The sequence below is a fragment of the Robiginitalea sediminis genome, from assembly GCF_002198115.1.
In the GTDB taxonomy this organism is placed as follows: Bacteria; Bacteroidota; Bacteroidia; order Flavobacteriales; family Flavobacteriaceae; genus Robiginitalea; species Robiginitalea sediminis.
The window spans coordinates 1,202,215-1,221,596 of the sequence record NZ_NGNR01000001.1 but is presented as its reverse complement, the minus strand read 5'-3'; the positions used below and the strand labels follow the sequence as shown (position 1 = coordinate 1,221,596).

Sequence of the window (19,382 nt, the reverse complement as noted above, 5' to 3'; positions counted from 1 at the left end):
ATTACAGATTCTCGAAGTTCTCTACAATGAGTGGGTAGCGCTCATTTTGCCGGTGTAGTACCTCCAGGCAGTAGACCCCGTCTGTGCAGTTGTTAATGATCTGGCTTTCCCCCAGGCCTTCTGCCGAAGTGATCTGGTCTGCCGCCACCCCCTGTGATAAGAGGTAATCCCGAATGGCCAGTGCCCTGCGCTGGGATAGCGCCAGGTTGGCCTGGGTACTGCCGCGGCTGTCGGTATGGGCCTCTATGCGGATTTGCATAGAAGGGAACTGCTTGAGGGCCTCGGCCGCAGGATTGAGCAAAGAAGCGATTTCGGCCGTGAGCTGGGCGCTCCCTTTGTCGAAGAAGAAACGCTCCGCTTTCAGTTCATGATGCCCTTCCCGGTCACGTACGAAAGAGCTCACAGGGGTCAGGGTTACTTCCACTGCCTTTGTGGTGTCCTCGGTATTGGCTGTCCCGAAGGGTCCTAATACTGCCGATGTATGCCGCTCTTTGTCTACCAACACCCGGACGTTGTCGCGCCAGGGGATTTCCATAAAGAACGATCCGTCGGCCAGCGTGTACGCCTCCTTTATAGTAGCACCTGATGCGTCTACCATCCGTATGCGTGCTTTATCAATGCCTTCGGCCGAAGATCCGTCTACCACGGTTCCGCGGACCACCAGGGTTTTAAGACCTGGCTTGCTGTTTACCGCAAACCCGTAAAGGTCGTCACTGCCAGTGCCCCCCGGGCGGTTGGAGGTGAAGTAGCCCTGGTAGCCAGCACCTCCCGGGCGGATGATAAAGCCGAACTCGTCGTGGGGCGTATTGAGTTCAGGGCCCAGGTTTACCGGGATGCTGTACACCCCGTCCTCCTGCTCCTCAGCCTTATACACATCCATGCCCCCAAGGCCGTAAAAGACATCGGACGCAAAAAACAGGCTGCCATCCATTAAAAAGGGTGCAATCTCATTTCCAGGGGTGTTGATACGCGGGCCCAGGTTAACAGGGGAGGACATAATGCGGCCCTCGTTAGTGGCCACATAATACAGGTCGGTTCCCCCATAGCCCTGGTCGAAGTCCGCCGCGAAATAAAGCCGCTCGGTGGCATCGTCGAAGAAGGGGTAGTAAAAGGAGGTCCCGGGGTCGCGGAGCAGGAGCCTGTCGTCCCCATCGCGGGTTCCGAGGGCTACTGCAAGGGCATTCTTCCCGTTTTCATCGTAGGTGAGCTCCCCGTTTTCCTCATTGGAGCGCACGTAGAAAATCCCGTTGAGCAGCGGGCTGAAAAACGGTGTGGATTCGTGGTACTTGGTATTTTCGAGCCATCCGATGGGTTGGGCGCCACGGGTTTGCCCATCGGGATCCACCACTGCTACATAAATATCCATAAAGGCCTGCCCGGTGGGCTTATAGGTCTCTTTATTCTTATGTGGGCGGGCCGAACTGAACAGCAACCGGTCTTCCCCGTAAAACGCAGGGGAAAGGTCCATCTGCCCACTGTTGACGCTCAGGGGGAAAATCCGATAGTCCAGAGATGCATCCCCGCCTTTTTCCAGAAGTTCGTAATTGAATGCCGCATTTTCCAGGAGTTCCCCGGAAAGGGAGGTGGCCCGGGTACTGAGGAAGGCTTGTACCCGATCCTGACCGGAGGTCTTGGCCAGGGCCTGCAGCATGGTATTGAAATGATGGTTGTCCATCAGGCTGTCCTGCCGGAAGCTTTCCAGGTAGGCCTCTGAGGATTTGTCGTAGGCCTTGCGCCGAAAATAGGATTCGGCCAGGTTCAGCCGCTGTTGGGGGGTCAGTTCCCCGGACCGCCTGAGGGCTTCGTATGCCGTAACTGCGCCGGCATAGTCGTATTCGAAAAAGAGCCGGTCTGCCTCCGAGGCTTTCTGCGCCCATCCATTGAAGGCTACAACAAGCAGCAGGAGTACGGTATGTCTTTTCAGTAACGCAGTCATCTTAGAAAAATCTTGGGCTGTCGATCTGTTTTCCTTTCTGGTTGCCTTTTCCTTTATCCTCGCCCGGAATCCGCGCACTCTTGCGGCCCAGGTAGAATTTGATAATCGCCTCGTGGGAGCCGCTGTTATACCCCCCAAGGCCATTGGTGTTATAATCGTAGGAATAGCCTACAAACAACCCGGGGGTAAGCTGAAAGCCTGCAAGGCCGCTAACCGCATTGTCGAAACGGTAGGCTGCACCCAGGGTAAACACATCGTTCCACAGGAAATTCCCGGAAACATTTGCCGTTACCGGGGCCCCGCTTATGAAGTTAACCATAAATGCCGGTTTGAACTTCATGCGGTCCGAAAGGTCAAAGACATAGCCCCCAATGGCATTGAACTGCATCTGGTCTTCCACGATCTGGGCCACTTCGTTGCTGTAGAGGGCATCGGTGAGGAAGTTGGGCACCGAAACGCCCAGGTACCAGTGCCGCTGGTACAGGAATACACCGGCCCCGATGGTGGGGTAGAATTCCTGTATGGTTTCCTGACCCAGAATGGGCTCCCCGGGGTTTTCAAAGGTTCCTTTGGAAAAGTCCGTATTCAGGAACGTTCCCCCGGCATCCAGGCCGAAGGACAGGAACACATCATAGGTAAATTTGATCTGGAAGGAATAAGAGACATCCACATAGGTCTGGGTAGTAGGCCCCAGCTGGTCGTTGACCGCGTTAAAACCCAGGCCATGTCGCTCCCCAATGGGCGCGTTGAGTCCGAAGCGGATGGTGCGGGGCGCCCCCGGGATGTCGATCCACTGCGACCGGTACAGCAGGGAAATATCCGTGTATTCCACCGTACCCACATAGGCGGGGTTAAAGCTTCCGATATTGTACATGTACTGGGTGTACTGGGGGTCGCGTTGCCCGTGGAGGGGGTTGGCGGCCAACAGGGCCACAAGCCCGCAAAAGGGCAGTAGAATCCGGGTTATGTATGCCTTGCGGTTTCGCATATCATCGAATCAGTTGGATCCAGCCTTTTTTGGTTACTTCCACCGGGCCGGCATCCGTAATTTCAGCGTAGAGCAGTACGTAGAAATATGTTCCCTCCGGTGCCGGGGTGCCGTTGAACTCTCCATCCCATATCACCTCATTCGTCAGGTTGTTGCCTTCGAAGACGGATTGCCCGTAACGGTTGAAAATCTGGATGGAATACGCCTCGATGGCCGGTTCGGTAAGCCCGCTAACGCTGTTAAGGCGGGTCAGCTGAATTTTCAAAAAGTCATTGATCCCATCCCCGTTGGGTGAGAACTGATTAAAGATCGGATCCCCTTCATTACGCGCGGCGACCTCCACCACAACGCTGGCCAGGTTGTTGGATGTATCGGCATCGACTGCCGGGGCGACCAGTTCAGCGGTATTGGTAAAGGTGCCAGCACGCCGCACAAAGGCCACAATACTGAGCTCCACCACTTCTCCGGGGCCCAGGCTGGCGATGTTCCAAATACCGGTTTCCGGGTCGTAGGCCCCGGCCGGGAACGTCCCCAACTGGTAGGTGTGCTGTACATACTCAAAGCCGGTAGTTGCCTCAGGGCTGATGGCATCCAGCACCTGGATATCGGAAACCACGGCATCCGGGGACAGGTTGGTTACCCGCACCACAAACCGGATCCGGTCGCCAACCAGGGGGGTGATTCGCTCGGAGCTGAAATCCCCGCCCGGGGTAATCTGGGCAAACTTCTCCACCGAGAGGTCTGCATTTTCCGGCAGCACCACCTCAAGGGCCACCGTGCTGGTATCGTTATCCGGGTTCCCGTCCACCGGGGTGGAGGCGAGCAACTCGGCTGTATTGGTATAGGTATCACCTTCCACGGCCGTGGCCACAATCTCGAGGGTCTCGGTACTGTTGGCCGCGATACTCGCCACGGCCCAGATTCCGGCAGCCTCATCATAGGCCCCAACACTGGCGGTGGCGGAAACAAAGGAATAGCCATTTTGCAGCAGGTCGCCTACCTGGATATCGGTCATGGCTACCGTGCTGAAATTGTCCAGGGTAATGGTAAAGGTTACGTTCTGCCCCAGGGATATTTCGGAACGGTTGGCCGTTTTGGTTACACCCAGGTCTGTGTCGCAATTAATGTTATCCGGGTTGGGGATACAGGCATCGGTGTTGGCCGGGTCCTGCTGGTCGTTTACCCCGTCCTGGTCTGTATCGGCGGTGTTGGAATCCCGGGCGTCGATAATGCCGTCCCCGTCCTCGTCGGCCGGGTTTTCCGGATCTACGACTTCCGTGCCGTCGTCAATTCCATCCCCATCGGTATCCGGGTTGTTCGGATCCGTGTCCAGGGCGGCTTCCACCCCATCCAGCAACCCGTCGTTGTCTGTATCCACGTCGCAGTTGTTCACACTGATGCTCACGTCGGTGGATTCATCCACACAGGGGGCTTCGGCTGTGTTGGTGGTAAACCGGAAAACATAGACCCCATCGGGAACCCCGGTAAAGTTCACGACATTTTCGGCGTCGAAGGTAAGCCCTCCGGAAGGATCGGTGATAATGGTCCAGAACCCGGCGGTTTCCCCTTCAATCCGGTTGTCGAGGTCCACTGTGGTTGGCCCAAAAGCGGGATCGCTACAAGAGGAGCCGTTCAGGGGGGTTCCGGAGCTGACCTCCGCAGACACCGTGGCCACTACCTCAACCCGGGGAGAGGAGGTACACCCGTTTCCGGTAGCCTCTACCCAGAAGGAAGTGGTTTCGGACAGGTCCAGGACATAGTTGGGACCTGTGAAAACCAGGTTGCCCCCGGTCTCGGCATCATACCAATTAATATCCGGTGCGGTTACTACCGTCGGGAAACTGGCGGTAGCCGTCAGGGTTACCTGCCCGGGGCCGCAGATGGCATCCCCGATAGCCGAATCGATGGTGGGCGTTTCATTACGTACCAGGGTGAGTTCCAGGGTAGGGCTGGCACAATTGTTTACACTGTCGAAGAAAAAGCCGTAATAGGTCCCAACGGTGGGGGCCGCTACTTCCCCGGCAGTCAGGTGACCGCTGATAACCAGAGGGTCCGGGTTCCGGCTCCAGGTCAGGGCAGTTCCGGCAGGGGCCGGGGTATTGGTGAAACTATCCAGGGACGGGATGGTATCCTCCGTACAAAATACGGTTTGGGCCCCATTAGCCAGTTCAGGGGCCTGGGCCCCGGCATTGCACGAATCGTCATTCTGGATGGTGCCCTCCGCCGTGTCGTCCGAGGCGGTGGCATTACTGATATTGTCCAGGGCTACAGTAAAGGTCTCATTGGGTTCAAAATCCGTATCCCCATTCACGGTTACGCTCACGGTGGTGGAGGTCCCGCCCTGCGGGATCTGGGCGGCAAAACCACTGAGGGCCACATAGTCGTTACCCGCAACCGTGGCGGTCCCGTCTGCTGTACTGGCCTCAAAGTCGATATCGTCCAGGGCCACCCCGCTGTCCACACTAACGGTAAAGACGAAGTTGCTGGTGCCGGAATTTCCTTCGGACTGGACGATGTCGGCAATGCTGATGGTATTGACATCGTCGTTCTGGATCGTGCCCTGCCCCACCCCATCGGTAATGGTGGCATTTACGGGGTTGCCCAGAGTTACGGTAAAATCTTCATCGAATTCCGGGGTGGTGTCCCCGTTCACCGAAACTTCAAAGGTGGTGGAGGTAGATCCGCTATTGATGGTCCCGGAACCGGAGGCAGCTGTGTAATCTCCATCGGCTACTGTTGCTGTGCCGTCGGAGGTGGTGTACGTAAAGGTGATATCAGACACCGCACTGGCACCCCCAGCGATACTTACGGTAAAGGTAAAGGTGGTGGTCCCGGAGTCGCCCTCATCCTGGCTAACATCGTCTACGGAAATAGCCGCCAGGTCGTCATTCACAATGGTTCCCGTAGCGGTATCGGTGGCCCCAATGGTGCCGCCCTGGGAAGCATTGCTGATGGTAACCGTAAAGGTTTCATCTGCCTCAGGGACCGCATCGGCTTCTACCAGCACCGGCACCTGAATGCTGTTCTGGCCGGCGGGTATCGTGAACTGGTCGTTGTTGAGTTCTTCGTAATCGGATGGCTCGGTTGCCGTCCCGTCATTAGTATCCACCCGGAAGTCGATATCCTGCAGGGCATCCCCTCCTCCTTCTATGGAAACCAGGAAGTTAAACGTAGTAGTCCCCCCTCCGGAACCTTCGGCCTGTGAAACCCCGGCAATCTGGAGGATCTGGTCGTCGTCGTTCAGAATGGTGTAAGTGGTGGAGGTAATGGCACCCAGGGAGACATCGCCGGAAACCGCCGTGAGTCCAAGAATGAAGGTCTCGTCCGATTCCGGGTCATTGTCTCCTGAAATGGAGAGGGTGGGGATCGCTATTGCTGTGTTCACAGTCCCATCATAGGTCCCAGGTGGGATATTGACCACCTGAGGCGTGGTGAAATCGAAATCGTCCCCGTTGGTCGCCGTTCCGCCTCCGGATAGCGTAACCGTTACCGAGGAGGCAGCAGTCACCGTTCCGGTTACAAAAAGCACGGGCAGGTTACCGCCGGAATTTTCATCGTCCGAAGATGCGGCCGTGGAGAAAGAAACCAGGACGGTATCGTCGTCGTTGATCGTGCCTGTTGCCGAGGCATCGGATAGGGTCACACCAGCAGTAGGGTTGGACAAGGTGACGGTAAAGTCCTCCGCGCCTTCCACAATGACATCATCGTTGAGGGAAACGGTTATCGTCTGGGTTTCCCCGGCATTCCCGGCAAAATTCAACGTGCCCGGGGTTCCGGTATAATCTGTGCCTCCCCCTGTTGCCGTGCCGTCAGCAAAGGTAAAGTCCACGGAAGTGCCACCCTGGACCGCATCGCTGAGGGTTACGGTAAATTCTAAAGTGCCCGCACTTTCTGCAGCGGCCGCATCGGCTATGCTAAACGAAGCGGTATCGTCATTCAGGATGGTTCCCGTGGCGCTTGGGTTCGCGCCCAGCGTACCATTGCTGACATTGCTAAGGGTGGCTGTAAAGGTCTCATCCCCTTCCAAAATGGCATCCCCATTTACCGGAACGTCGATGAAGGTGTTGGTAGTGCCCTGGGAAATAACACCCCCTAAGGTCGTCTGCGTATAGTCTCCTGGAGCAATGGCCGTGCCATCCGCAGTAGACAAGGTAAAAGATATGTCCTCCAGGGCCGCGCCACTATCGGTGGACACGGTAAAGGTCAGGTTCACCTGCCCGGCATCCCCTTCGTTTATGCTGGCGTTGGAAACACTGATGGCCTGGTCGTCGTCTATGATGGTTCCTACACCGGTATCCTTGGTAAAGGCCCCCTCGCTGGGGTTGCTAAGGACCACATTCAATGTCTCAATGGGTTCTGCTGTCCCGTCTGGGTTGACCACCACATTGACCTGGGTACTGGAGGCTAGAAATGGTATGGTTCCAACACCTCCGATAATAGCGTTATAATCGCTTCCGGCAATGGCAGTGCCATCTGCAGTGTTGATCTCGAAGGACAACCCTCCACCCGTGAAAATGAGCTGATCCGAGGAAACCGTAAAGACTAGGGTGGTAGAACCTCCTGTGCCCTCAACGATCTGGGGGTCATTAATGGTCAGGTTCTGCCCAAAAGCACCAAAAGAGGTGAGTCCGAAAGCAATGAGCCATAAGCTCCGGAGCCTTGGCATGCGGCGCCGCGGCAGGATATTTGGCGGGTTTATATTCATAGTTCGCTCAGAAAAGCGTCCATTGTTCAGGGCCTGCCCTCCGGCTTTTCAAGCCGAAAAAAGGCAAGGATCAATATTACTAAAAAAACGGGGGGACGCCCAAAATTAAGCGGTCAAAATCAGGCTTTTTCGGATAAACGGGCTACCCAATCTCCCCGGAGGAGGTAATGGCTTCCGGGTGAATTTTACGCACCAATCCCTGCAGTACCTTGCCCGGGCCTACTTCCACAAATTCGGTGGCGCCATCGGCCACCATTTGCTGTACGCTCTGCGTCCACTTCACCGGAGCGGTTAGCTGTGCAATGAGGTTTTGGCGGATTTCGGAGGTATCTGTTACTGCCGTAGTGGTCACGTTTTGGTAGACCGGACAGCGGGGTGCGGAAAAGGGGGTTTGCTCAATGGCGGCCGCCAATTCTTCCCTTGCCGGCTCCATCAGTGGGGAATGGAAGGCTCCCCCAACCGGCAGAACCAATGCCCTGCGGGCGCCAGCAGCTTTCAGGGCTTCGCAGGCCGTGTTTACCGCTTCGACCTCCCCGGAGATGACAAGCTGACCCGGGCAGTTGTAATTGGCCGCTACCACAATACCAGGGGTTTCGGCGCAGACGCGCTCCACCACTGCATCCTCCAGACCAAGGACGGCGGCCATGGTGCTCTGCTGCAATTCGCAAGCCTTCTGCATGGCCAGGGCGCGCTGAGAAACCAGTTTAAGTCCATCCTGGAAGGTCAGGGTGCCATTGGCAACCAGGGCAGAGAACTCCCCAAGGGAATGCCCGGCTACCATATCCGGAACGAACGCCTTGCCCATGACCTGGCTCAGGATTACCGAATGCAGGAAAATAGCCGGCTGGGTTACCTTGGTTTCTTTCAGGTCCTCGGCAGAACCTTCGAACATGATATCGGTAATGGAGAAGCCCAGGATATCGTTGGCTTCTTCGAAGAGTTCCTGGGCCTGGGCGGACGCTTCGTACAGGTCCTTACCCATGCCGCTGAACTGGGCCCCCTGGCCCGGGAAGACAAATGCTTTCATTGGTTTTTTGTTATGGTGTGGCAAAAGTAAGGGAATTTACGGGGTGGTGAAAGTCCCTTTACGGCGGGGTGGGTGATGGAAGGGGTGTACGGGAAGGGCTTTATTGCTTTTCAAAATGCAGCGCTTCGAGGGCCCCTCCCCCCACCTGCAACATAACCATCCCCCCTGCAAAACCCTTTCAAAACTCTTCTAACTTTTAACCAACCGCTTGAATTTCCCCTTCGACTTTCGGATGCGCACCGCCACCACCTTGTACTCCGGGCACATGGCCTCGGAGTCGTGTACATCTCCGGTAATATTATTGATCATAATTTCGGGGAAGTGGAAGGTGGTACTTAGAACCCCCGGCCGCACCGCATCGGTAATGCGGGCAGCTACATCCACCCTGCCGCGGGGAGACTCCAGGCATACCAGGTCTCCCTCCTGTATGAGGTTGGCTGCCGCATCTTCCGGGTGGATCAGCAAATAGTCGCTGCCCAGGATTTCCGCATTGGCAGTTCGCCGGGTCATTGCCCCGCAGTTATAGTGCTCCAGTTCCCGGTTGGTGGTCAGGATATACGGGTACTCCTTCCCATGATCCACGATCTCCCGGGTTTCCTCCCAGGGGTGGAATTCAAAATACCCCTGCCCGCGCTTAAAGGTCTGCTCGTGCAGGATTTTCGTATCTGTACCATCCGGGGCCACCGGCCATTGCAGGCCGTTGTTTCCGAGCCTGTCCCAGCGGATCCCGGCAAAAAACGGGACAATCTGGGAAATTTCCTCCAGCATCCCCTCGGGGGTATAGTCCGGCTGGGGATAGCCCATGCGTTTCATCAGGTCCACGATGATCTGCCCGTCCGGCTTGGTGCCGGGCAGGGGCTCCACCACCTGCCGCACGGCCTGCACCCTGCGTTCCCCATTGGTGAAGGTGCCGCTTTTCTCCAGGAAGGACGCCCCGGGGAGGACCACATCGGCGTGTTTGGCGGTCTCTGTCATAAAGAGCTCCTGTACGATGACCAAATCGGTTGCCTCCAGGGCCCGGATGACCTTCTGGGTATTCGGGTCGGTTTGCACCACGTCTTCCCCGATAATCCAAAGCGCCTTGAGTTTTCCTGCCAGGGCCGCATCGAACATTTCCGGGATCTTATACCCGATATGGGTAGGGACTTCCCTCCCGTAAAACGCATTATAACGCTGGTTGACTTCCGGGTGGGTCACATCCAGGTACCCGGCGCCCTGGTGGGGCTGTACGCCCATATCGGCACTGCCCTGAACATTGTTCTGCCCGCGCAGGGGGTTTACCCCAACTCCTTTCCGGCCGATATTCCCGGTTAGCATGGCCAGGTCTGCAATCTGCATGACCGTAAAGGTCCCCTGGGAATGCTCGGTTACCCCGAGGCCGTGGAAGGACATGGCATTGGGCGCCGAGGCATAGGCCAGGGCAGCTGCCCGCACCTGTTCCCGGGGCACGCCGCAGACCTCCTCCATCCGGTCCAGGTCCAGGGCCATCAGCTCCTTCACGAAATCGGCATACCCCTCGGTCCGGGTTTCCACAAAGGTCTGGTCTACCAACCCGGCCTCCACGATGTAATACATCATCATATTGAGGACGGCCACATTAGTACCCGGGCGAAGGGCCAGGTGGTGCGTGGCGTAGCGGGCCAGTTCGGTCCGCCTCGGGTCAATAACGATGGAGACCTTGTCGGACTTCATGGCAAACTGCTTGAACTTGGCCCCGGTAACCGGGTGGGCATCGGTGGGGTTGGCCCCGATGACCAGGATGCAATCCGTATGTTTGAGGTCGGCGATGGAATTGGTAGCCGCCCCGGTGCCAAAGGTGCGCTGCATCCCAAGCGCTGTAGGGGAATGGCATACGCGAGCACAGCCGTCTATATTATTGGTCTGGATTACGGCCCTGAAGAATTTCTGCATCAGGTAGTTCTCCTCGTTGGTACAACGGGAAGAGGAAATCCCCGCCAGACTGTCCGGGCCATAGGTATCCTTGTAATGCTGAAACCGCTCTGAAATAAAATCGTAAGCTTCCTCCCAGCTCACTTTCTCAAACTGGCCGTCTCGTTTGATCATGGGGGCGTCCAGGCGTTCCGGGTGGTTGTAAAACTTAAAGGCGAACCGCCCTTTCAGGCAGGTGTGCCCCTGGTTCACCTCCGCGTCGTATGGCGCGGTAATACTCAGGATATCATTGTGGTCTGCCGCCACCTCCAGGTTGCAGCCCACCCCGCAGTAGGTACAAACGGTACGGGTTTTTTCAGTAGTGTGTACCGCCTTAGACTGGAAGACATCCGAGATGGCAGAGGTAGGGCATGCCTGGGAACAGGCCCCGCAGCTCACGCAGTCCGAATCCATAAAACTCTGGCCCAGCCCCTTTACAATATGGGCATCGAACCCACGGCCGGCCATGCTCAAAACGAATTCGCCCTGGACCTCATCGCAGGCCCGTACGCAGCGGTAGCAATTAATACATTTACTCAGATCCGAGGTCATGTAAGGGTGGGACAGGTCCTTTTCCCGTTCCAGATGGGTCTCCCCCTGCGGGTAGCGGACGCTGCGGATCCCTACCTGGGCGGCTACGGTCTGCAGTTCGCAATTCCCGTTTACCTCGCAGGTCAGGCAATCCAGGGGGTGGTCGGTCAGGACCAGTTCAATAATATTCTTCCGCAATTTTTTGATTTCCGGGCTGCTGGTATACACATATTGCCCTGCAGCAACCGGGGTATGGCAGGAGGCTACCGTCTTCCTGGGCCCTTCGGGCTGAAGCCCGACTTCCACACTACACACCCGGCAGGAGCCGAACGGGTCCAGGTTGGGGGCGTCGCAAAGGGTGGGGACATGGGCCTGGCCCTCATACCTTCTGATAAATGCCAAAAGGGTTTCCCCGGGCTCAATCTTATGGGCAATGCCGTTAATGTATGCTGTTTCCATGAGGCAGGATTAATTGAAATAAGGGGTTAATTCCTCTTTAAAATACCGGAGGATATTCCTGACAGGCAGGGGGATACCCCCGCCGTGGGCACAAAGCGACCCTTTCTCCAGGGTGGTCAGAAGGTCGTCGAAAAGGTCTTTATCTATGGTATAGCCCCCGGCAGATGCTTTCAGGGCCAGTTCATGGCCCCGCTTGGTCCCCAGCCGGCACGGGAAGCATTTGCCACAACTCTCGTAAGCCGCAAAATCAAAAAGGTGTTCGATATAGGTAATCATAGGGAAATCCGCCGGGATACAGACCACCGAGGCATGTCCCAGCAGGAAACCCGCCTGGGCGAAGGATTCAAAATCTACCGTGAGTTCCCCAATCATTTCCACCGGGACTACCCCCCCAAGGGGGCCGCCAATCTGCAGGGCCTTCACCGGGCTGCGGAAACCACCTCCCAAGTCTTCGATTACCGTTTTCAAGGGGGTCCCCATGACCACTTCGTAAACCCCCGGACGGTTGAAGAATCCATCCAGGCACATGAGTTTGGTACCGGCAGACTTACCGGTACCGAGCCCCTCCCAGGCCGCGCCCCCTTCGCTCAGGACGGGGTGCAGGGCGGCAAGGGTCTCCACATTATTGACTACAGTGGGTTTGTTGAAAAGCCCCCGCTGGGCCGGGTAGGGCGGGCGCACCCGCACTTCGGGCCGCTGCCCTTCGATGGAATTGATCAGGGCCGTTTCCTCCCCGCAAATGTAGGAACCCTGAGCCTGTATGATTTTGAATTCAAACCCGAATCCGCTCTGGCGGATATCCGGACCGGCAAGCCCAGCCTCCAGGAGTGAATCGATAGCTTCCCGGACTTTTTGCACTGCCTCGGGGTACTCCGCCCTTATGTAGAGGATCCCATGGCGGGCCCCGGTCACATACCCGCTTATCAGCATCCCAAACAGGACGGCGTGCGGGCGCTGCTCCAGCAGGTAACGGTCCGAAAAGGCCCCGGGGTCCCCCTCATCGGCATTGCAGATGATAAACTTTACCTCCGAGGTTTCCTTCCGGCAGAATTCCAGTTTAAGGCCTATGGGAAAGCCGGCGCCTCCCCTGCCCCTTAGCCCGGATGCCTTGATACGTTCCAACACTTCCTCCGGGGCCCGGCCAAGGGCTTCCACCCATGGGGCGTAAAAGGCTTCCACACCTGCAAAAGGCCGGGTAAGGACCGGTTGGTGGCTACAGCCCACATGATAGGTTTCCCTGGATATAGTGTCACCTTCCAGAAGTTCTGAAATAGCGTCGATATCAGCTCCGGAATAATTTCGGCCCTTGTAGTGGAAGGCCGCATTTTCATGGCAACGCCCCAGACAGGTCATATGGCCGATGCTATCCGGCTCAAAATGGGATTCCAGCGCAGCCCTCACTGCGGGTTGTGTCCCGGCGCAGGTACAGGCCGTCCCATTGCAGAGGTAGACCTGCTTTCCCTTGTTTTCCGGCTTCATAAAATCGTAGAAAGTGGCCGTCCCGAAGGCATTCGCCTTGCCCACCAGGAATTCATCCGCCAACCGGGCCAGGGCCTCCGTATTGGGGGAGCCCTCGGCTGCAGCGGCCTGGCCCATCCGTTCAAACAGGTTTTCGCGCAGGCCCCTTCGGCCCAGGAGTTCACTCAAATTTTCGGACATAGTGCTATTTGCTTTGGGTTTGCCGGGCAGGGACCCGCTGGTTGATCAATCGGTACGCATGGGAGTAACAGGTGGCCCTGCCTTCCCTGCAAAACCCCATCAGGGTAATGCCGAGTTCTTTGGCGTAATCCACCGCCAGGGAAGACGGGGCGGATACGGCAGCTAAAAAGGGGATTCCGGCCTTGAAGGCCTTGATGACAATCTCGTAGGAAATCCGCCCGCTAACGGTCATTACCCGGGCCTGGGGCAGCCTCCCTTCCAGGAGCAATTGCCCGACAACCTTATCCACCGCATTGTGGCGGCCGATATCTTCCCGTGCGGCCAGCAAGGCGCCTCCCGAATCGAAAAGGGCGGCGGCATGCGTCCCGCCAGACTGCTGAAAATCGTGCTGGCGCTGGTTCATCTGGGCAAACAATTCCGGGAAACGGGAAGCTTCGAAAGACACCCCTGCATCTGGAGGCGGCCCGTCGAACCCCTGCTGGTCCAGCTCGGTCTTCCCGCAAATGCCACAGGAGGATACCGAAAGCAGGCTGCGGGTATTGGCATACCCATCGCCCAGATAGGCTTCCGGGATTTTCAGATCCACTTCGGAAACAACGCCTTTATCCGTTGCTTTCCCCACCCGGACCTCGGGGTGGTAACCTGTGGTATTGATGACAGCCTCCGCGTGCAGCATCCCGCGGATCAGTTCGCGGTCGGCACCGGGGGTACGCATGGTCAGGCTAAACGGTTTCCCGTTGATGCGGATCTCCAGGGCCTCCTCCACCGTGAGGGCGTCTTCCACGGGGGTAACCCCTTGGGCGTCGAATTTCTTTCCCTGGTAGGTACGGGTAGCCATGGTCCTTGGTTGCAGCCCGGGGTTCACCCCGGAGGTTGTCCTTTTAAAGATACTGGATTTTGGCAAATCTCAGCCCCAGGGACATGGGTTCCCGGAATCAGGCGTTACCCTGACGAAACAGGTGCAAACAAAAACCCCGGTAAGCCATTTGGCCCCCGGGGTTATTTCCTTTCAGACAAACTGAATGCCCTGCCTGCCGCAAATCTCGGCAACCTTTTCGAAATCCGGCGGACCTTCGGGAAGGGCTGCCAATTCCGCGAACATATGTTCAATTCCGGCAGGGAAGGCACTGGTTATCATTTTGGCCTTTTCCGTGCCCACCACCCTCCAGGCATGGGGGATATTGCGAGGTGCAAAAGCCGTATCCCCCGCCTTAAGCACATGGGCTGTTCCATCAATGGTGATCTCGACTTCGCCACGGATTACCCGGAATATTTCATCCTCCCGGGTGTGGATGTGAGGCGGGATGCCAACGCCTGGTTCCACGTTATCTACCCATTCCACAATCTGGTTCGCGGTATCGCTTCCTACCAGTTTATGGGTTTGAATATCGCCAATCACGTTCAGCACATCCCCTTCCGTGTCCCGCACTAATTTTGGCGTAGAAGAAAGGAAAGATTTGCGGATATCTTTCAGGTAATTACCCATTCCGGTTACAGGTAAAAATGTGAATGTTGCTCCAAGACCGGCAGCTTTCAAAAAGGATTTGCGGTTCATACTATCGATTGTTTTGCCGCAAGATATCCTGACTACCCTTTATCTGTTTTTGGAATTTGTCGGGGATTCCTTGGAATTTGGGAAGGTCTACCCTTTACGGATCGTACTCGGGGTAAGCCCCGTGTGTTTTTTGAGGAAGTAACTGAAGTAATCCTGGGAGGAAAAGCCAAGGGCATAACTTATTTCCTTGATGGTCAAATCGGAAAACTTTAATAAGTGCCTGGAACGCATAATGCGGATTTCATCGATCAGGCTTTTGGCGGTAGTGCCTAAAACTTCGCGGGTACAGGAATTCAGATATTTAGCGGACACATTCAGTTTTCGCGCATAATCCGCAACCTCGTGTACCTCGGCACTGTGGGAATCAACGAGCTTCTTAAACCTGAAAACCAATTGTTTTTTTGCGTTGTTCTCCGTTAGTGTCGATCGGATATTACACTGGCCATCGGTATAGACAAACAAGGTCTTGACCAATGATGCCATGGCCTCCTCCCGATGATTCAGTTCCGACCCCGCCAGTTCATCCAGCATTTCAATAATCGCCTGGATCCGGATGGCGATTCCCGGGGCTAGCGTAATCTTCGGTATTTGATCATGGGCCAACAACCGAATCTCGGCGATATGCAGATTTTTCAATGTTGGGTGTTCCATCAACCTGCGGGGCAAGGTCAGCACATAACCCGCCGAGGCCTCCTCTTCCCCTTTGGCAATACGCCAACGGGTCCGGGCATCCAAAAAATAAAGGGCATTATCCACACCAGCCTCCGCGTATCCGTCAATCTCAACTTCCTTTACCTTGCGCTGAATCCAGATCAGGTTATAGACATCCCCTGTGGAATACGACATTTCGGCATCAAAAATTGGGGTTACACGAAGTGCATCGGCAAACATAGCGGGTGAACGTTTTTTAAATCGTTCCCAATATATCGAAATTTAGGCTGTCCGAAGGGCTTAGGGTTTAAACCACCCCGAATAGGTTACATAGGCCGCAGCGATCCGTTCAATTTCCCCTTTGCGCAGGTCAGGGTCCACCTCCCCGATTTTTTTGGCCGGTACCCCCGCATAGATGCTGCCCCCGGGAACGACGGTCCCCTTGGTGAGCACCGCCCCGGCGGCAATTATACTGCCGGAGCCCACCACGCAGTGGTCCATGATGATGCTCCCCATACCCACAAGGACGTTGTCTTCTATGGTACACCCGTGCACAATGGCCTTGTGTCCTATGGAAACATTGTTGCCGATTTCCGTGGGGGCCTTCTGATAGGTACAGTGGATTACGGCCCCGTCCTGCACATTAACCCGGTCTCCCATACGGATGTAGTGCACATCCCCCCGGATGACCGCCTGGAACCAGATACTGCACTCCCTGCCCATCTCCACCTCCCCCACAAGGGTGGCGTTCTCGGCCAGGAAACAGTCCGGACCTATTACCGGGGTTTTCCCCCGTACTTCTTTTATCAGTGCCATAGGTATCTCTATTTTACGGCTATTCAAAATAACTCAGCAGGTCTTTTTTGCGGGAGGGGGAGACGGGAAGCTCCTTCCCGCTGGCCAGCACCACGCTCCCTCCCTTGCCCCTGCGGTAACGGACCACTTCCGAGACGTTCACCAGGTAGGACTTGTGGATGCGTACAAAGGGGTACTCCTGTAGCGCTTCCTCGAAATATTTCAGGGTCTTGCTTACCACCACCCGCCGTTTTTCCAAGTGGATTTCCGTATAGTTGTCGTCTGCCTTGCAGTAATGGATGTCAGAAACGTCCAGTACCTCAAACCCGTCCTGCTGGGGCAGGGTTACCTTGCCTTCTGCCCGTTGCACCCCTTTCAGGACCCGGTCGTGGAGCCGGGCCTCCCGTGCAAGGGTATCCTTTACATAACTTACGGCAGCCACCAGATCGTCTATGGAAATCGGCTTCATCAGATAATAGGCCGCATGGCTGTTGAGCGCATCCATAGCGTACTGCTGGTAGGCAGTCACAAAAATAGTTTCGAAGTTCCGTTCCGGGATGCGGTCCAGCAGGTCGAAGGCATTGCCGAACGGCATCTCCACGTCCAGGAAAACCAGTTCAGGGCGGGTGGCGCTAATCAGTTCCACCCCCTGGTTCACATCGGCAGCCTCTCCCAGGAGTTCCACCTCGGGGCAGTACTTCTGCAGGTAGGTGCGCAGAATTTCCCGGCTCTGCGCCTCGTCGTCTATCAATACGGCTTTTATGTTCATTTCTTTCTGAGAATTAATACGACCCGCGTCCCCGTTCCGTCGGCATTCCCGTCATACACCGATACGGTAATGCGGTCGCCGTACATCTGGTTGAGGATGCCGATGCGTCTTTGGATGTTGCTCATCCCTTTGGATTTCTGCTTTTTCTGGTTGTTGGTCTTAAGGGAAGCCGAACGCTTGCGGCCCACCCCGTCGTCGGTGATACTGATGCTGATAGCCTGGTCCGAAACCCGGCTGATGCTGAGCTGCAGCAGGCCCTTTTCCTCCTTGTACCGAAGGCCGTGCCAAACGGCATTCTCCAGGTAGGGCTGCAGCAGCATGGGCGGAATGGTGTAGGCGTCCACATCTACGCCCGGATCTACCGAAATGGCGTACTCGAACTTGTCCGGGAAACGGGCGTGTTCCAGTTTCAGGTACAGCTCCAGGAGTTCCAGCTCTTCGCTAAGCGGGATAAAATCCTTTTCCGAGTTATCAAGCACAGTGCGCATCAGTCGCGAAAAATCCGAGAGGTAGCGGTTGGCACTGCGCTCGTCGTTACGCGCGATATAATTGTTGACGGAATTCAGGGCGTTGAAGATGAAGTGTGGGTTCATCTGGCTGCGCAGCCCTTTGAGGGCCAGCAGGTAATTGGCCAGCTCCTTCTGCCGGTTGCTGCGGTAGTAGAAAAAGGCCGCCAGCCCGGTAAGCAGTATCCCGAAGATCAGGGAATAGATGATATACTGCTGTCTTTTGTTCCGCTCAACAGCCAGGCGCTGCTCGGCCCGGGCCAGGTCGTATTTGCTCTGGTTGAGTTCCCGCTCCTGCTCCAGGGAATTGATCCGGTTCTGGCTGCTGGCCATTTCCCGGCTGAAGCGGGCCGCCCGGGCCAGCTCCTGTTCCTTTCGGATATAAAGGGTATCGACCAGGGCCACATATTGCTGGTACAGGTCCAGGGCTTTTTCAAAATCCCCCCTGTCCCGATAGAGCTCCGACAACTTCCGGGTAGCGTCCTTCTGCACCACCAGGTCGCCCTGGGTGTTCGCCTCTTCGATACTTTCGGAGAGGAAGGGGATAGCCTCCTCGTACCGGGATTGGGCCACATAGGCCCGGCCAATCTTATAGTTGAGCCCCTGGGAGGTGATGGAGTCCCCCTCCAGAAGCCCTGGTTGAATAGCCATAGACTCCAGCTTTTCCAGGCTCTTTTTTCGTTGGGCGATTTCCTCTGGGAACCGGCTGCGCTTGCTGTAGAAATCGGCCACCTTTTCGCTTTCCCGTACCGCCCGGGCAGGGTTCTGGGCTTCTGCCTCCCTGAGGGAGTTGCCATAATAGGCCTCAGCCTCCCGGGGGCGGTTTGCCGCATCGTAGGCATCCGCTATCTTGGAATTCAGGTCCGGGACCTTCGGGGCAATCTGGTTCTTCTCCGCTATAGTAAGGGCTTCCTGGTAATAGGAGACCGAAGGGGCTGTTTTTCCCTGCTCCCTGTAGGCATCCCCCAGGGTTTCATAGAGCTCCACCCGCTGGTAGGGCACCAGGCCGCTGCGGCCTACTTCCCGTTCCAGCAGGCCTATGGCCCGGTCCGGAAAACCGCCCAGCACATAGGCCTTACCCAGGAGGAGCAACGTCTGGAAGGTCTCGTAGGCCTCCAGGGCTTCCTGGTAGTTGGAGATGGCCAGGTCGTACTGGCGGTGGAACTGGTAGATCTCCCCGAGGGTGGTCAGGGACCTGGCCAGTTCCCGGGGGTTGCCATTGCCGTCCAGCATTTCAATGGAGCGGGTAATGAAGTCCAGGCTTTTGCGGATATCCGTGCGCTTATAACGGTTGGCCGAATTCAGGAGTTGCCGGTGGCGCGCCGCCTGGGCCGCCCCCCTGGAGGCAGAGGGGCCGGAGGAGATCCCCTCGGCATCGCGCACCACGATCTTGATGCTTTCGCGGCTGCCGATCCGGTGGCGGACGGTTTGGATATCGGCCCCCTGTACGATCAGGACATCGCCCAGGGAAGCGCGGATCCTGAATTCCCCCAGGGCATTGGTACGGACCACCGGCCCGCGGTCGGTGCTCACTTCTATCCCGAAGATCGGGGCTTCATTGGCCTCGGCTACCACCCGGCCCTCCAGGTCAAATTCGGCCCGGACCACGGGGTCCTGCCCCTGCAATACTGCAACAGAGGACACCAGGGCCAGGACAAGGAGGATTCGGAGGCGCATAGGATGGGTTTACTCCCGATAAACTTAGTCCATTTAGCGGATAGAAAAAAACCGAAAACCACCGAAAACATGGGGTTTATGGCCCGGATCGCCCGGGTGGCTCATACAGGGCACCGGTTGGCTCACCCGCCGGACCCCTTGCCTCATTGCCCTTTTTTTTCCGGGGAATACCGCCCTAAGTTGGTGGTCTAATCC

General features: G+C 56.5%; 12 protein-coding genes. All 12 read right to left on the bottom strand.

The genetic code is table 11. The annotated features are described in order from the left end of the window. Position 1: 1 nt before the first annotated feature. Positions 2-1,936 carry an OmpA family protein gene (locus CA832_RS05425; protein WP_088340512.1) on the bottom strand — a complete coding sequence of 645 codons (1,935 nt, stop codon included), beginning with the start codon at positions 1,934-1,936 and terminating at the stop codon, positions 2-4. A gap of 1 nt (position 1,937) precedes the next feature. Next, complete coding sequence (locus CA832_RS05420; protein ID WP_088340511.1) at positions 1,938-2,924, bottom strand: PorP/SprF family type IX secretion system membrane protein; 987 nt, start codon at positions 2,922-2,924, stop codon at positions 1,938-1,940. A 1-nt stretch (position 2,925) separates the two neighbouring features. Continuing rightward, positions 2,926-7,590 carry a Calx-beta domain-containing protein gene (locus CA832_RS05415; protein WP_158211883.1) on the bottom strand — a complete coding sequence of 1,555 codons (4,665 nt, stop codon included), beginning with the start codon at positions 7,588-7,590 and terminating at the stop codon, positions 2,926-2,928. A 181-nt stretch (positions 7,591-7,771) separates the two neighbouring features. Continuing rightward, positions 7,772-8,656, bottom strand: coding sequence for an ACP S-malonyltransferase (gene fabD, locus CA832_RS05410; protein ID WP_088340509.1), 885 nt, complete (start codon positions 8,654-8,656; stop codon positions 7,772-7,774). Between the two features lie 189 nt (positions 8,657-8,845). Next, entirely contained in the window at positions 8,846-11,575 is a 2,730-nt protein-coding gene (fdhF, locus tag CA832_RS05405) for a formate dehydrogenase subunit alpha (protein ID WP_088340508.1), read from the bottom strand. A 9-nt stretch (positions 11,576-11,584) separates the two neighbouring features. Then, positions 11,585-13,234, bottom strand: a complete 1,650-nt coding sequence (locus CA832_RS05400; protein WP_088340507.1) for an NADH-ubiquinone oxidoreductase-F iron-sulfur binding region domain-containing protein — start codon at positions 13,232-13,234, stop codon at positions 11,585-11,587. A 4-nt stretch (positions 13,235-13,238) separates the two neighbouring features. After that, complete coding sequence (fdhD, locus tag CA832_RS05395) at positions 13,239-14,072, bottom strand: formate dehydrogenase accessory sulfurtransferase FdhD (RefSeq protein WP_088340506.1); 834 nt, start codon at positions 14,070-14,072, stop codon at positions 13,239-13,241. A gap of 171 nt (positions 14,073-14,243) precedes the next feature. Next, positions 14,244-14,789, bottom strand: a complete 546-nt coding sequence (locus CA832_RS05385; RefSeq protein ID WP_088340504.1) for a cupin domain-containing protein — start codon at positions 14,787-14,789, stop codon at positions 14,244-14,246. An 87-nt stretch (positions 14,790-14,876) separates the two neighbouring features. After that, positions 14,877-15,680: a helix-turn-helix domain-containing protein gene (locus CA832_RS05380; protein WP_198944441.1), complete on the bottom strand. Its 804-nt coding sequence runs from the start codon at positions 15,678-15,680 to the stop codon at positions 14,877-14,879. A gap of 60 nt (positions 15,681-15,740) precedes the next feature. Then, positions 15,741-16,256, bottom strand: a complete 516-nt coding sequence (locus CA832_RS05375; RefSeq protein WP_088340503.1) for a gamma carbonic anhydrase family protein — start codon at positions 16,254-16,256, stop codon at positions 15,741-15,743. 19 nt (positions 16,257-16,275) lie between these two features. Next, the gene (locus CA832_RS05370; protein WP_088340502.1) at positions 16,276-17,004 is read right to left on the bottom strand and encodes a LytR/AlgR family response regulator transcription factor; all 729 of its coding nucleotides are present in this window, start codon (positions 17,002-17,004) and stop codon (positions 16,276-16,278) included. Then, entirely contained in the window at positions 17,001-19,187 is a 2,187-nt protein-coding gene (locus tag CA832_RS05365; RefSeq protein ID WP_088340501.1) for a histidine kinase, read from the bottom strand. The genes CA832_RS05370 and CA832_RS05365 overlap by 4 nt, the downstream gene beginning before the upstream one ends. Positions 19,188-19,382: the final 195 nt, after the last annotated feature.